Source organism: uncultured Coprobacter sp. (assembly GCF_947855755.1).
Taxonomy (GTDB): Bacteria; Bacteroidota; Bacteroidia; order Bacteroidales; family Coprobacteraceae; genus Coprobacter.
The window spans coordinates 74,561-89,096 of the sequence record NZ_CANUAR010000015.1; the positions used below are offsets into that span (position 1 = coordinate 74,561).

General features: G+C 38.8%; 10 protein-coding genes and 3 tRNA genes. 2 read left to right on the forward strand and 11 right to left on the reverse strand.

Annotation, left to right across the window (positions count from 1 at the left end; genetic code table 11):
* Nucleotides 1–71: 71 nt before the first annotated feature.
* The 11 genes from Q0093_RS09280 to Q0093_RS09330 form a co-directional block, all read right to left on the reverse strand.
* A complete protein-coding gene (locus tag Q0093_RS09280) occupies nucleotides 72–1,667 on the reverse strand; it encodes a S41 family peptidase (protein WP_297929858.1) in 1,596 nt (531 codons plus the stop codon).
* A gap of 30 nt (nucleotides 1,668–1,697) precedes the next feature.
* Nucleotides 1,698–2,174, reverse strand: coding sequence for a pantetheine-phosphate adenylyltransferase (coaD, locus tag Q0093_RS09285; protein WP_009318454.1), 477 nt, complete (start codon nucleotides 2,172–2,174; stop codon nucleotides 1,698–1,700).
* Nucleotides 2,158–4,017, reverse strand: coding sequence for a DNA topoisomerase IV subunit B (locus tag Q0093_RS09290; RefSeq protein ID WP_297929860.1), 1,860 nt, complete (start codon nucleotides 4,015–4,017; stop codon nucleotides 2,158–2,160). Before Q0093_RS09290 ends, coaD begins: the two co-directional genes overlap by 17 nt.
* A 117-nt stretch (nucleotides 4,018–4,134) precedes the next feature.
* Nucleotides 4,135–4,977, reverse strand: coding sequence for a histidinol-phosphatase (locus Q0093_RS09295; protein WP_297929862.1), 843 nt, complete (start codon nucleotides 4,975–4,977; stop codon nucleotides 4,135–4,137).
* Nucleotides 4,978–5,010: 33 nt separating this feature from the next.
* Nucleotides 5,011–7,164, reverse strand: a complete 2,154-nt coding sequence (rnr, locus tag Q0093_RS09300; RefSeq protein WP_297929864.1) for a ribonuclease R — start codon at nucleotides 7,162–7,164, stop codon at nucleotides 5,011–5,013.
* A gap of 348 nt (nucleotides 7,165–7,512) precedes the next feature.
* Nucleotides 7,513–9,963: an outer membrane beta-barrel family protein gene (locus Q0093_RS09305; RefSeq protein WP_297929866.1), complete on the reverse strand. Its 2,451-nt coding sequence runs from the start codon at nucleotides 9,961–9,963 to the stop codon at nucleotides 7,513–7,515.
* 189 nt (nucleotides 9,964–10,152) lie between these two features.
* Complete coding sequence (gyrB, locus tag Q0093_RS09310) at nucleotides 10,153–12,108, reverse strand: DNA topoisomerase (ATP-hydrolyzing) subunit B (RefSeq protein ID WP_294178229.1); 1,956 nt, start codon at nucleotides 12,106–12,108, stop codon at nucleotides 10,153–10,155.
* A 305-nt stretch (nucleotides 12,109–12,413) separates the two neighbouring features.
* Nucleotides 12,414–12,485, reverse strand: a tRNA-Glu gene (locus Q0093_RS09315).
* Between the two features lie 48 nt (nucleotides 12,486–12,533).
* A complete protein-coding gene (gene rpsT / locus Q0093_RS09320; protein WP_294178228.1) occupies nucleotides 12,534–12,785 on the reverse strand; it encodes a 30S ribosomal protein S20 in 252 nt (83 codons plus the stop codon).
* Nucleotides 12,786–12,823: 38 nt separating this feature from the next.
* A tRNA-Glu gene (locus Q0093_RS09325) sits at nucleotides 12,824–12,895 on the reverse strand.
* A gap of 151 nt (nucleotides 12,896–13,046) precedes the next feature.
* On the reverse strand, nucleotides 13,047–13,481 hold the full coding sequence (locus Q0093_RS09330) for a DUF2721 domain-containing protein (protein WP_297929869.1): 435 nt from the start codon (nucleotides 13,479–13,481) through the stop codon (nucleotides 13,047–13,049).
* An 81-nt stretch (nucleotides 13,482–13,562) separates the two neighbouring features.
* Here Q0093_RS09330 and recO point away from each other — a divergent pair, with 81 nt between their 5' ends.
* Both recO and Q0093_RS09340 read left to right on the forward strand, forming a co-directional pair.
* A complete protein-coding gene (recO, locus tag Q0093_RS09335) occupies nucleotides 13,563–14,288 on the forward strand; it encodes a DNA repair protein RecO (RefSeq protein ID WP_297929870.1) in 726 nt (241 codons plus the stop codon).
* 55 nt (nucleotides 14,289–14,343) lie between these two features.
* Nucleotides 14,344–14,415: transfer RNA gene (locus Q0093_RS09340), tRNA-Arg, on the forward strand.
* Nucleotides 14,416–14,536: the final 121 nt, after the last annotated feature.

Here is a 14,536-nt window from a genome sequence, read left to right on the forward strand (position 1 = left end):
CATCTATAAAATCGCAATAACCGGTTAATTGATAACAAAAACGATTATCGACCTATTCTTTTCTATTCCGGTTATTTCCCTTTTAAAAGTTGGTCATAGTCCCCTTGTATTTCAATAAGTTCAAGAGCTTTTCGATATGAATCATTATACTGGTTCATAATTTTAAAATAAGCAGACATATCGAATAGATCACGAGCGATAAGAGCCTTTAACTGCGCTTTAATCAAAGGTAGAGATTTCTGGAACTCCTCTTCATTATATTTTATCTTTTCTTTCTCAGCAAGCTGCTTAAGTTCCTGCAACATTTTTTCATCTACTTCGAATGTCGCAATAAATTTATCTACATTCTTATAATTCGTATTCAACTCTTTCCTATTACGATCGATATAAGAAGTAACTTCTTGATTAATCAAACCTTTAGCCGCAATATCCCGATGATAATCCGTATAACGAGCAGTATCGATAGGGATAAAATAATCCGGCATAATTCCTCCACCCCCATACACGACTCTCTTATTTTTCAACGTATAAAATTTTAAGGAATCCGGAAAATGAATACTGTCCGCATTCGATAACTCGCCATGATTATAACGATTAATCAGATCTTCATTATACGCTTTTGCCTCGCCTTTTGTATAAGGCTTCTGAATACTTCGTCCCGACGGAGTATAATAACGCGCTGTCGTAAGACGTATCATAGAACCGTCCGGTAATGGTACGGGACGCTGCACAAGCCCTTTCCCGAATGTCCTGCGACCTACGATTACACCTCTGTCCCAATCTTGGATCGCTCCTGAAACAATCTCAGAAGCAGAAGCAGAACCTTCATCTACAAGCAAGACTAATTTCCCGTCAGGAAATAAATGCTTAGAAGATGTTTTCTCCTCCGTACGAGGAGAACGTCTCCCCTCCGTATAAACAATCAAAGCATTATCGTCAACTAACAACAAATCTGCAATTTTTACAGCTGTATTCAAATAACCTCCTCCGTTCCCCTGCAAATCAAGAATCAGATTCTTCATTCCTGCACGACGCAACTTTAACATCGCCTCGACAAATTCCTGTGCGCTGGTAGCAGAAAAACGACTCAAACGAATATATCCCGTATGCTTATCGACCATATAAGAAGCATCAATACTATATACAGGTATTTTATCCCTCGTTATCCTGAACGGAATAGGGTCTGACACATCCTTACGAAGCACCGTAACATCAACTTTCGTTCCCCGCTTACCCCGTAAACGAGTCATAATATCTTTAGTGCTCATTTTTACTCCTGCAACAACGGTATCATTAATCCCGATAATTCTGTCCCCTGCCAAAATACCGACTTTTTCAGAAGGTCCTCCCGCCACAGTCTGTATGACATATAACGTATCGTTTGTCATAGTAAACTGAATGCCGACACCGTCAAAGTTACCATCTAAAGAGGCACTCATATCCTTTACTTCCTGCGGATCGAGATAAGTAGAATGAGGATCAAGTTGTTCCAACATAGCACGTATGGCGTCTTCTGTCAATTTATCTTCATTGACATCATCTACATATAGAGTAGAAATCACATAAGCAGCCAAACTAAGCTTTTTCGAAGCATCCGTTTGCCTTTGAGCCTTTGCGCAAACCGAAAAAATCAAAAATAACGCAATGGCATATATAAATCTTTTCATCCTTAAAAATTTCTTATATTTATTCTTATTTTATCTGCTAAGAACAAGCCCATCCGGCAAGAACTCATCTACCGAACGCCCGTATCTTAATAACTCCCGAACAATTGTAGAACTGATATGAGTATGTTCTGGTTCTGTAAACAAAACCAAAGTTTCCACTCCCGATATTTTCCGATTTACATCTGCAATCGTTTTTTCATACTCAAAGTCATTCACCGAGCGAATTCCCCTCAAAATAAAACCGGCATGACACTGACGGGCAAGATCCACAGTCAAGCAATTATAGGAAAGGACTTTCACTCTGGGATTTGACCGAAACAAATCTTCAAGCATACGAACACGTTCATCAACACTGAAGTATTGACTTTTAGCTTCATTGACACCTATGGCGATCACTATTTCATCAAGCATGTTCAATGCACGTTCGACCAATGACATGTGTCCGATTGTAAACGGGTCAAAAGTTCCCGGAAATATAGCGATCCGCTTATTAAGAGAGGTCTTCATCTGTAACAAGATTTTGAATTATAAAGTTCTGACGTTCCATCGTATTTTTCCCCATATAAAACTCCAACAAATCTTTCACGAGGTCTTCTTTTTTCAAAGAAACCTGATCAAGACGCATATCCGGTCCTATAAAATGACGGAACTCATCCGGAGAAATTTCTCCTAATCCTTTAAATCGGGTTATTTCGGCACTGCTTCCAAGTTTCGATATCGCGTTGACTCGTTCCTCTTCCGTATAACAATAATAAGTCTCTTTCTTATTTCTCACCCGAAAAAGAGGCGTTTGTAAAATATAGACATGACCTTTTTTAATCAAATCCGGGAAAAACTGCAAAAAGAATGTTATCAATAATAACCGTATATGCATGCCGTCGACATCGGCATCTGTAGCTATTATAATTTTATTATACCGAAGGCCGTCCATACCGTCTTCTACATTCAACGCCGCCTGCAATAAATTGAATTCTTCATTTTCATATACGACTTTACGTGTCAGACCGTATGAATTCAACGGCTTCCCACGCAAACTGAATACAGCCTGAGTCTCGACATTACGGCTTTTAGTTATAGACCCCGTAGCCGAGTCTCCCTCCGTAATAAAGATACTCGACTGATCGACACTGTCACCTTTCGCATCATTATAATGCACCCTGCAATCCCGAAGTTTCTTGTTGTGAAGATTCGATTTTTTAGCACGTTCCCTCGCCAGCTTAGTGACTCCGGCTATTGCCTTTCTTTCTTTCTCCGACTCCAAAATCTTCTTTAACAAAGCATCCGCCGTTTCTGCATTTTTATGTAAATAATTATCAAGTTCTTTCTTCAAGAAGTCACCGATAAACTTACTTACCGAAGGACCGTCAGGTCCTACATCTCGCGAACCCAGTTTCGTTTTGGTCTGAGATTCGAAAACCGGTTCTTCCACTTTAATACTTACTGCCGCTACGATTCCGTTACGGATATCGGAATAATCGAAATTCTTATTATAAAATTCTTTTATCGTGCGGGAAGCTGCTTCACGAAAAGCAGTCAAATGCGTTCCCCCTTGCGTTGTATGTTGACCGTTAACAAAAGAATAATATTCCTCACCATACTGATTGATATGCGTAATCACGACTTCTATATCATCACCTTTCAGATGAATAATCGGATAAAGAGGTTCTGCCGTCATTTTTTCATTCAACAAGTCAACAAGACCGTTTTTTGAATGGAAGCGGCGTCCGTTAAACAAAATTGTCAGACCAGAATTAAGATAAACATAATTCTTCAACAATGATTCAATAAAATCATCCTTGTATTTATATCCCTTGAATATAGTTTCATCAGGGACAAATCTCACCAATGTCCCATTCTCCTCAGAAGTCGGTTCTTCCGGGAAATCGGTCACGACATTACCCTGATTATATAACAAAGATTTACATTTCCCATCTCGGTAAGAACAAATATAAAATTCTGTAGACAATGCATTTACAGCTTTTATACCTACACCATTTAACCCTACGGACTTTTTGAAAGCTTTAGAATCATATTTAGCTCCGGTATTCATCTTAGAAGAAACATCCTTTACTTTATCCAGAGGTATCCCGCGCCCATGATCCCGTACAGTCACAGAAACTTCGTCTATATCGACGATAATTTGCTTGCCGTACCCCATCATATATTCATCTATTGCGTTATCAAGCACCTCTTTAAGAAGCACATAAATACCATCATCGGCATGAGTTCCATCCCCCAACTTCCCGATATACATACCGGGACGACGGCGAATATGCTCTTTCCAGTCAAGTGTCCGTATCGTATCCGAACCATATTCCAGTCCGGCGGTGGACATTATATTCTCTTCCATATTATAACTGCTGTTTCTCCGATTAAATTTCGTATCATACAAAGATAATGCGAAATAATGAATTATCCGAAATATCCGAAGCACAAATCGATCCGGTGATTTTCAGAAATTTATATTCTATAAAGAGACGATCTCGGCATCGACCCATTGCCCTTCTGAGAGCTGACGCACATGTGTAAAACCCTCGTCAAGCAACTCTTTTAAAGCATCACATCGTCCGTCATTAACCAAAGACGGATGATGTGTGTCTGCATTAACAACCACCGGTATATGCAATTTATGAATTAACCCGAAATGTTCCCGATTCGGGAAAAACAAATGTTTGCTACGCCAGGCTTTCGTATTTATTTCTATCATACACTCTTTCTGAGCAATAAATTCAAAATACTCGCGTATAAGACTTTTATACCAGCGTTCATAAGTAATACCGGGTAAAAAAAACGATGCATTCATAGACACCTTATCAGCATGTCCTACAAAGTCGAAACCTCCGGTATCGACCATTCGCATCATAGTATCAAAATATTTCTCGACCAATTTTCGTATATCCCCACCGAAATAGCGAAATACAGTCTCTTTAAATTGCTCTGGAGCTGTATCAATATCGATATATCCTTCTTCTGTCTCCAAAAAATGGACAGAGCCTATTCGGTAATCCAACGGCAATTCCTGAAAAAAAGAAGACGACGGATTATATTCTGCCCCCAGGTAGTCAATCTCAAGTCCACAATAAATCTCAATACGCCCCTCATACTTCTTTTTTATGAAATGTACCTCATCCAAATAAGCAGGAAGATCATCCCGATTCATATTCCAACAAGAATCAAAAGGAATCGGTGAATGGGAAGATACACCATAAGAAGAAAAACCTTGCCGGACAGCTTCTTTTACGAAATCCTCGATCGAAGCCGATCCGTCGCAATATGAACTATGAGTGTGATAATTAGTGAGATTATCCATAACAAAATACTTAACCACGAATATCGAAAAAGCCTACTTCGTTTTAATTAAAGCAAAATCGACCTGTTTTTTCTCCATATCTACTCGGGCAATCTGTATACGGATAGGATCGCCTAAACGATAAACCCTGTGAGATGAACGCCCGGTAACACAATAATTCTTTTCATCAAATTCATAATAATCATCATCCAGATCACGTATAGGAACAAGCCCCTCACATTTATTCTCATTAATTTCGACATAAAGTCCCCATTCCGTTACTCCAGAAATGACACCATCATATTCTTGCCCCAGACGTTCGCTAAGGAATTCTGCCTGCTTATACTTTATAGATGCCCGTTCGGCATTAGCTGCAACTAACTCCATTTCTGAAGAATGTTTACAAGCAGATTCCAAATTCTTTGCATTCACACTCCTCCCGCCAGCCATATATTTCTCCAATAAACGATGAACCATCATATCGGGATAACGACGTATCGGAGATGTAAAATGCGTATAATAATCAAAAGCCAAACCATAATGTCCGATATTTTTCGTTGAATATGTAGCCTTCGCCATAGTTCGAATAGCCACCGTCTCTATTAGATTTTCCTCCGGCTTATTTTGAATATTATCCAATAATGAATTTATCGAACGAGAAATCTGGCCTTTCGTTCCTTCGGTACGAAGCGTATAACCAAACCTACGAATAAACGTCGCCATTGTATTCATCTTCTCCGGATCAGGTAAATCGTGAACACGATAAACGAAGGCTTTTGCAGTTCGGTTTCCTTCCACTTTACCGACAGATTCGGCTACCGTACGATTCGCCAGCAGCATAAATTCTTCTACAAGCTTATTGGCCTCTTTCGAAACTTTAAAATATACACTCAAAGGTCGTCCGTTCTCATCTATCTCAAATTTCACTTCATGACGGTCAAAATTGATTGACCCTTCGGAAAAACGTCTTTCTCTAAGTTTTTGTGCAAGATCATTCAATTTAAGAATCTCAGAACTATAATCTCCTTTTCCGCTCTCGATTATTTCTTGAGCCTCTTCATAAGTAAAACGGCGATCTGAGCGAATAACCGTACGAGTAATATGCGAATGCTGGACTTCCGATTTTTCATTTAATTCAAAAATTGCCGAGAAGCACAATTTATCCTCATCTGGCCGTAACGAACATATTTGATTACATAAACGCTCCGGTAACATCGGAATAGTACGGTCTACCAAATAAACCGACGTCGCCCTTTTATAAGCCTCCTTATCTATTACGCTACCCGGAGTTACGTAGTGCGTTACATCGGCAATATGCACACCGACCTCCCAATTTCCATTATCTAACTGACGAATAGAAAGAGCATCGTCAAAATCCTTAGCATCACGCGGGTCTATCGTAAAAGTCGTTATATCTCTGAAATCTTCCCGACCTTTCAAATCCTCCTCAGTAAGAGTATCGCTAATTTTATCTGCCGCCTTTTCTACATTTTTCGGATATGTATAAGGCAATCCGAATTCCGCCAATATCGCATGCATCTCAGTATCATTATTCCCGGCTTTCCCCAAAACAGCGATCACCTCTCCATAAGGATTTTTAGCATGTTCCGGCCATTCGGTAATCGATACAAGTGCCTTCTCTCCGGTTTTACCGCCTTTTAGTTTATCCAACGGAATAAATATATCATTACCTAAAGAACGATTCTCCGTCAAAAGAAATGCATACTGGGATTTTACATCCAACGTCCCGACAAAAGTTTGAGGAACACGTTCTATAATTTCTACAATTTCAGCTTCCGTATCGCCACCCTTTCTGCGTCTACGACAAATAATATAATTTACCTTATCCCCGGACATCGCCCTTAAAGACTTCTCATCCGGAACTAATATAGGATCGCCGCCGTCATTCGGAATAACATGATTCTTTCCGTTACTTCTACGTTCAAAAACTCCTTCCCGAATTTTTTGCCTTACATCATACTTATATCGTCCCGTATCTACCTCTGTCAAATAGAGATCTGCCGCCAATTCTGCAAGGATCTGGGAAATCATTATTTTCTGAGGATCATTTTTAGCATTAACCGCTCGGGATACTTGTTTATAATTATATGGATGACCGGGATTCTCATTAAAAAAATCACAGATCAACTGTTTCATTTTATCTTTTTTTATACGGGGGATATCCTTTGTTCTTTTTCTTTTCGACATATTCAAATAAATCTAAGTACCAACAATAAATACAGAATGATTAACTTCACAGTTAACCAACTACAAAGTAAATAATATTTTTAAGAATACAGAGCATTTCCCCCGTCTTAAACTCATCTCAAAAATAAAATAAATGGAAGAAATCAATTTCAGACAAAAACAAAGACTAAGAGCCTATCTGAATTTTCCGATATAAAAAACATTATCTGGTCATTTTTGCGTTTTCACTCCCCCGATAATCCGATATCCTTCTCGTAAAAACAACAAAATATCCTCAAAAAAACTCTCAAAATTGATCCGAGCAAGATTCAGGCACGCTCTAAAATAAACAAAACGAATGACTATTCCTTAAAAATCCATCATTTCGCCTTCATAATTCATTCCGTTATTATCTTGACGTTTACCCGGCTTAGGTTTATTGTTCCCATTTTTCCCAAACATATATGTCAATGTCAGATTCACACTGCGTCCGCCCCAACGCGAACGACTCTCTTGATAAAAGTTATCTCCCCACGAAATATTCTTCCGTCCCCGGGAATCCAATAAATCCCGACCGGATAATGCAATAGAGAATTTTCGAGAAAAAAAGCTCTTGCGAATACCGGCATCTAAAGAATAATCCGGACGACGTTCTCCCTGTGCTATAAGCTGCTTTGCATTATAATTTCCGGTAATCTGCGCCGAGAAATTTTTGGGAAGTATTAAATTGGCCATAATACGAGCATTCCACGTAAAGTTATTTTCACCGTCATAATGCATTGTAGAAGCAACTCCCGAATTATCGACATAAGTATAATCAAAGTCATTAAGCTGTTGATAATACATATTTACCGTAGTAGTCAAATTCAAATATTTAAATAATCTATTTTTAGCCACCAATTCTAATCCGGCATTTTGCATCTTAGTCACATTCTCATAAGTAGAATACATAACCGGTTCTTCAAAATAACGCACCTGCTGTATCACATCATTCGTTTTTCGATAATAGAGTGAAGCCGATAAAGTATGTGCATCCCAGTTCTTTATATAATTCAACTCTATGGCATGAGCAAATTCCGGATTCAGATTAGGATTCCCATACGAAATACTGGTAGAGTCGGTAACATTTCTGAATGCATTTATTTGTCGTCCTCTTGGCCGGTTTACCCGACTGGTATAATTAACCTGAAGCTCGTTTCCCTTTGGTAAACTATAAGACAAAAACAAACTCGGATACAAATGCCAATATTCACGAGTCCTATCCGGAGCTTGCACATTCCACGGCCGACTCTCGGTTTTATAACGCATATACTCTCCTCTCAATCCCGCCTGAAAACTGAAATTATCGATTTTACCCGAAAACGTACCATACAAAGCCTGTATATTCTCTTTATAGGTAAAATCATTATTTAAAGACTCTTGCGGTTTCAGATTTTCCATATCCGCACCTTCTAATGTATAAACATCGTCTCCTCTGGAATTGATATTTCCCTTATAACCGGCCTCAATCTTAAAACGATCCGATATTTGGTTACTATAATCAGCCTGAAATTCCCACCGTTGGTGCGAATTATCTTCATCCTGTTTTTGGGCAGATTTTAACCAGGCATCTTTTACTAAACTGTTTTGTGTAAAATCATTCGTCTCATTCCGATTCATCTGGAAATAATTGGCATATAACCTCAAATCATGGTTCTTGCCGAACAAATGTGTATAATCCAATGTCACTCCCCAATCGTTATGAGTTCCGTCTTCATCCGACCACCGCTCACGGGTCAATGCTCCCAAACCGTCTCTCGACGTAAGGGTCGTACGACTGTCTCCACCACCGAACATGCCCATAAAAGACAACCCTATATCATCCTTTCGAGTAGCATGATATGTTGCTCCTCCTCGCAGAAAAACACCGATACGATCCATATCCCCTTTATTTTTCTGGTTAAGAATCGTCGTATCGTTTCCCTGCCATGATTCCCGATAAGTATCGCTGCTGTTGTTAAATTGCATATACCGGATGCCGATATTGGCATACGCATCCACTTTCGATGAATTATAATTTATATTTCCCGATCCATTTACCCCACCAAAAGTATTTGCTCCGACCGATACACTCCCGTAATAGCCGGCTTTCCGATCTTTTTTCAAAACCAAATTTATAATCCCCGCAGATCCCTCCGGGCTATACTTAGAAGACGGATTGGTAATAACTTCTATGCTTTCTATACTTCCGGCCGGCATTTGTTCCAATATCTGAGCCCGGTTATCAGCGGTCAGTCCCGAAGGTTTACCATTGATCCAAACTTCTACATTCGAATTGTTCCGAAGAGAAATATTGCCTTCGTTATCGACATCGACAGAAGGAATATTCTGCAACGCTTCAGAAGCAGAACCTCCCGCAGCGGAAATATTCTGATCCACATCAAAAACCTTTTTATCTACCTCAAAGCGCATCTGAGATTTCTGCCCGATCACTTCCACCGCCTTTAACGATTTAGCATCAGTCGACAACTGCAAAGTTTTCAAATCCACAATTGGAGTTTTCGAAGTTACGAATACGGGAAACTCCAATGTTTTATAACCGACAAAACTAATCCGGAGAGTATAAGAGCCATTCTTGACATTCGGTATCGAAAATGCTCCCTTTTCATCGGTTGTCACCGTTTTCATAGGTGCTTTAGAAGACTTATTAAATAATGATACGGTAGCAAAATCAATAATCTGCTTCGTTTCATTATCAATAAGACGACCTTTTATCGTAGCAGCCGAAAGAGCTGTAATCGTCGCCCAGACGAAAACAACTGACAATAAATATTTCTTCATTGAGGATGTTTCTGTTTTTAATTTACGCTTTATAAGACTATCACTTACAAAAATAGTTTAATCGGAAAGTTCCTCGTTTTCTATATTCTTAACAAATTATATCATCTCTATTCTCACGATATAAAAAAACGGTCTGCATAAGAAGAACTTCATGCAGACCGCCAATATGTTATTTACTACTCGAAATAATCAAGCATCGATATTCGCATAAGTGGCATGTGCTTCGATAAATTCGCGACGAGGACCGACTTCCTCTCCCATCAACATTGAAAATACCCGATCTGCTTCAGCAGCATTATCGATTGTCACTTGACGTAATGTACGATGTGCCGGATCCATGGTCGTCTCCCATAATTGATGAGAATTCATCTCTCCCAAACCTTTATAACGTTGCGTATAAATTTGGTTTACATCTCCATTTGCATATTTCAGTGCAAACTGCGTACGTTGCTGCTCTGTCCAGCAATATTCTTCTATTTTGCCCTTTCTACATAAATATAGCGGCGGAGTAGCAATATAAAGATATCCGTTTTCTATCAAAGGACGCATATGACGGAAAAAGAAAGTCATGATCAACGTAGCGATATGGCTACCATCCACATCGGCATCGGTCATAATAATAATTTTATGATAACGCAATTTTGAAATATTAGCTTCTTTCGTATCGTCTTCCGTACCGATAGTCACCCCTAAAGCCGTATATATATTGCGAATTTCCTGACTTTCGAGAACTTTATGATGCATTGCTTTCTCAACATTCAAGATCTTACCGCGCAAAGGCAAGATTGCCTGAAAAGCACGATCCCGACCCTGTTTTGCCGTTCCTCCTGCAGAATCCCCTTCGACAAGAAATATTTCGCAAACTTCCGGATTACGTTGAGAGCAATCTGCTAATTTACCGGGAAGACCTCCACCCGAAAGAGGAGATTTCCGTTGTACCATTTCCCGAGCGTGACGTGCGGCATGACGTGCAGTTGCCGCCAATACAACCTTCTCTACTATTGCTTTAGCCTGTTTCGGATTCTCTTCCAAGAAATTCCGGAGGGCCTCGCTGACAGCGACATCGACAGCCCCGATAACCTCGTTATTTCCTAATTTTGTCTTGGTTTGCCCCTCAAATTGAGGCTCCATGACTTTTACGGAAATAACAGCCGTAAGCCCCTCCCGAAAGTCATCGCTACTGATCTCCACTTTTACCTTTTCGAGCATCTTGGAATCCTCGGCATACTTTTTCAGCGTACGAGTCAGACCTCTACGAAAACCGGCGACATGAGTACCGCCTTCGATCGTATTGATATTATTCACGTATGAAAACAAATTCTCGTTATAAGACGTATTGTAAGTCATTGCAACCTCTACCGGAACACCTTGACGTTCAGTAGAAATATGAATAATATCCTCAAAAAGATGCTCTTTCGTGCTATCAATATAACGGACAAATTCTTTCAGTCCCTCCACCGAGAAAAATTCTTCTTTACGGAACTCACCGTTTTCAAGTACTTCACGCTTATCGGTAAGAGACAAATAAATTCCGGCATTAAGGTATCCTAAGTCTCGCAGACGAGAAGCCAAAACATCAAATTTATAAACTACATCCGTAAATATATCCGCATCCGGTCTGAAAGTTATTATCGTTCCGGTCTCCTCAGTAGTCCCGATGACTTCCACATCATGCAAAGGCTTTCCGCACGAAAACTCTTGCATATATATTTTTCCGTTACGCTTCACCTCCGCACGCAAATAAGTCGATAGGGCATTTACACACGATACGCCGACCCCATGTAAACCTCCGGAAACTTTATAAGAACCTTTGTCAAACTTTCCTCCTGCATGTAAAACGGTCAACACGACCTCCAATGCAGATTTATGTTCTTTTTCATGCATATCCACCGGAATACCCCGACCGTTATCTATTACAGTAATAGAATTATCTTCATTAATAATGACATCGATATGATTCGCATACCCGGCAAGTGCTTCGTCAATAGAGTTATCCACTACCTCATACACCAAATGATGCAAACCTTTTACCCCAATATCACCAATATACATAGCAGGGCGCTTTCTCACAGCTTCAAGACCTTCCAGAACTTGAATACTATCCGCAGAATACGCAGCACTATCAACATTTAATTCTTCCGACATATTGATTTTTATATGTTTATTTATACTCGTTTTTTATTTTTCAACGTCTTTTTCAGACAAGATTCAAAAGCAAACAAAGTTAACAAAAATCCCTGATAGAAGAAAATTTGCAATTGGTTTTTTATAAATACTCACGATTATTCACGATAATGACAAGTCTCTAACAAAGAGAAGATTGAGAAACGCTTCTATTCCTTGTAATCCAAATAAATTCATACAAAACGCCCGATAATCTATTTAGAATACAAATATCATATAATTACACAAAAAAAACCGAATACAATATGTATCCGGTAAACTTTCGGTAGCCCATAGGGGAATCGAACCCCTCTTTCAAGAATGAAAATCTTGCGTCCTAGCCGATAGACGAATGGGCCATCTTATAATGACGAGGCAAATATCCTCAGTCTATTCAAACCTATAAATTACAGTTTATTTACGTGCAAAGCCAATTTAGACTTCAAATTGCTGGCTTTATTTTTGTGAATAACATTCTTTTTAGCCAGTTTATCAAGCATTGAACTAACTTTAATATACAATGCGGCAGCATCTTCTTTTACTGTAATAGAACGCAATTTACGAACTGCATTTCTAGCAGTTTTCGCATAATATCTATTACGCAATCTTTTTGTTTCTGCTTGTCTGATTCTCTTAATTGATGATTTATGATTTGCCATTCAATTAATCTCCTTAACTTTTATTCGTTTATATTTAGTAGCCCATAGGGGAATCGAACCCCTCTTTCAAGAATGAAAATCTTGCGTCCTAGCCGATAGACGAATGGGCCATTTACCTAAAAACCTTTTGCTTAAACAAATAAGGTTTCTCAAATGCGAGTGCAAATATAGAGCTGTTTTTTGAATTGGCAAAATATTTGATAAAAAATATTGCTCAAAATGTCACTTTTAGCCTTTTCAAGTAACCGTTTCGACATCTTTTTATGAATATGGAGGACAATCGGAGACCTGTTTGTTAGCTTTTTGACGTTCCATTTCACTCAAATGCAAATCAAGAGCGCGAACCGAAATGACAATCTCTCCGATAGAAATTCCCAATGAACAGATCAAACATAACAATGATATAGCGAATACTACCACAGCAGCCGTCTGAAGACCGATATAAATCAAGAACATACACAAAACACTTAACAAAAGGCTCACAATTCCCAAAATCTGCATTGTACGGATTAAAGACAAACGTTTACGTAAATTATCTATTTGAGCAGCAGTAATCCGTGTAGGATGCAAATCATAATCTCCTTTTAAAGTACGAACAACCTGGGCATATGAAAGAAAGCGGTTCGTATAAGCCAGCATAATCAACGAAACCGCAGAAAACAACAATGAAGGAGTAGTCAAAGTAAGTTCTTCCATAATATTTTTGCAATCATTATCAACGTTTTTATGCAAGAATACGCTATTTTTGTGTAAATACAAAATTCCGGAACTGAAAATATGCTGGAAAAAACATTAGGAATCGTATTACACACGGTCGCATACAACGATAAAAATCACATTGCACATCTCTATACAGAAAAGTACGGAAGAATGTCGTATGCCATTCCCCAAACACAAGGACGAAAAAGCAAGTTACAAAGACCTCTATTCACTCCTTTTTCAATATTGGATATAGAATCTGATTATAAACCCGGACGTGACATACAAAAGATCAAAGAGGTAAGACCGGCAGAAATCCTGCAACAAATTCACTATGATCCTATCAAAAACTCTATTGCATTATTTCTATCCGAATTCTTATCTCGGGCAATTCGAGAACCGGAAGCAAATCCCGTTTTCTTTGAATTTTTATATCAATCAATCAAATTACTTGATGTTATCGAAGATGGGAAAGCAAATTTTCATCTTTGTTTTTTAATCCGAATATCCGGATTTTTAGGATTCTACCCGAATATTGAAAATTATCGTCCCGGAGATTACTTCGACCTTTTAAACGGAACTTCTTCTTCCACACATCCGGGACACGTCTATATTCTCTCTCCGAATGAAACATCCGGATTCGTAACACTCATGAGAATGAATTATTATAATCTGCACTTATTCCGTTTTTCCAGGCAAGAAAGAATGCAAATACTCGAACACATTATCGAATATTTCAAATTACATCATGCCGGCTTCACACAACTCAAATCTCTTGATGTACTCAGAACATTATTCGACTAATTACGCCACACATTTGGCAAAAAGCAGAAATAATTATACTTTTGTAGCCTCTAATGCCTTTGTAGTTCAATGGATAGAACAAAAGTTTCCTAAACTTTAGATCCGGGTTCGATTCCCGGCGGAGGTACAAAATCCGGATACGACTTTCATATTTAGAAAGTTATATCCGGATTTTTTTAAGAAAAGTATAAAAAAGAAGGTGTCTGAAAAGGATACCTTCTTTTTTTGTTAAGCCGCCCTTTTATTAT

Bases quoted from the DNA above. Each gene is read 5' to 3' on its own strand.
- Q0093_RS09280 (WP_297929858.1), bottom strand. From the start codon at position 1,667: ATGAAAAGATTTATATATGCCATTGCGTTATTTTTGATTTTTTCGGTT.
- coaD (WP_009318454.1), bottom strand. From the start codon at position 2,174: ATGAAGACCTCTCTTAATAAGCGGATCGCTATATTTCCGGGAACTTTT.
- Q0093_RS09290 (WP_297929860.1), bottom strand. From the start codon at position 4,017: ATGGAAGAGAATATAATGTCCACCGCCGGACTGGAATATGGTTCGGAT.
- Q0093_RS09295 (WP_297929862.1), bottom strand. From the start codon at position 4,977: ATGGATAATCTCACTAATTATCACACTCATAGTTCATATTGCGACGGA.
- rnr (WP_297929864.1), bottom strand. From the start codon at position 7,164: ATGTCGAAAAGAAAAAGAACAAAGGATATCCCCCGTATAAAAAAAGAT.
- Q0093_RS09305 (WP_297929866.1), bottom strand. From the start codon at position 9,963: ATGAAGAAATATTTATTGTCAGTTGTTTTCGTCTGGGCGACGATTACA.
- gyrB (WP_294178229.1), bottom strand. From the start codon at position 12,108: ATGTCGGAAGAATTAAATGTTGATAGTGCTGCGTATTCTGCGGATAGT.
- rpsT (WP_294178228.1), bottom strand. From the start codon at position 12,785: ATGGCAAATCATAAATCATCAATTAAGAGAATCAGACAAGCAGAAACA.
- Q0093_RS09330 (WP_297929869.1), bottom strand. From the start codon at position 13,481: ATGGAAGAACTTACTTTGACTACTCCTTCATTGTTGTTTTCTGCGGTT.
- recO (WP_297929870.1), top strand. From the start codon at position 13,563: ATGCTGGAAAAAACATTAGGAATCGTATTACACACGGTCGCATACAAC.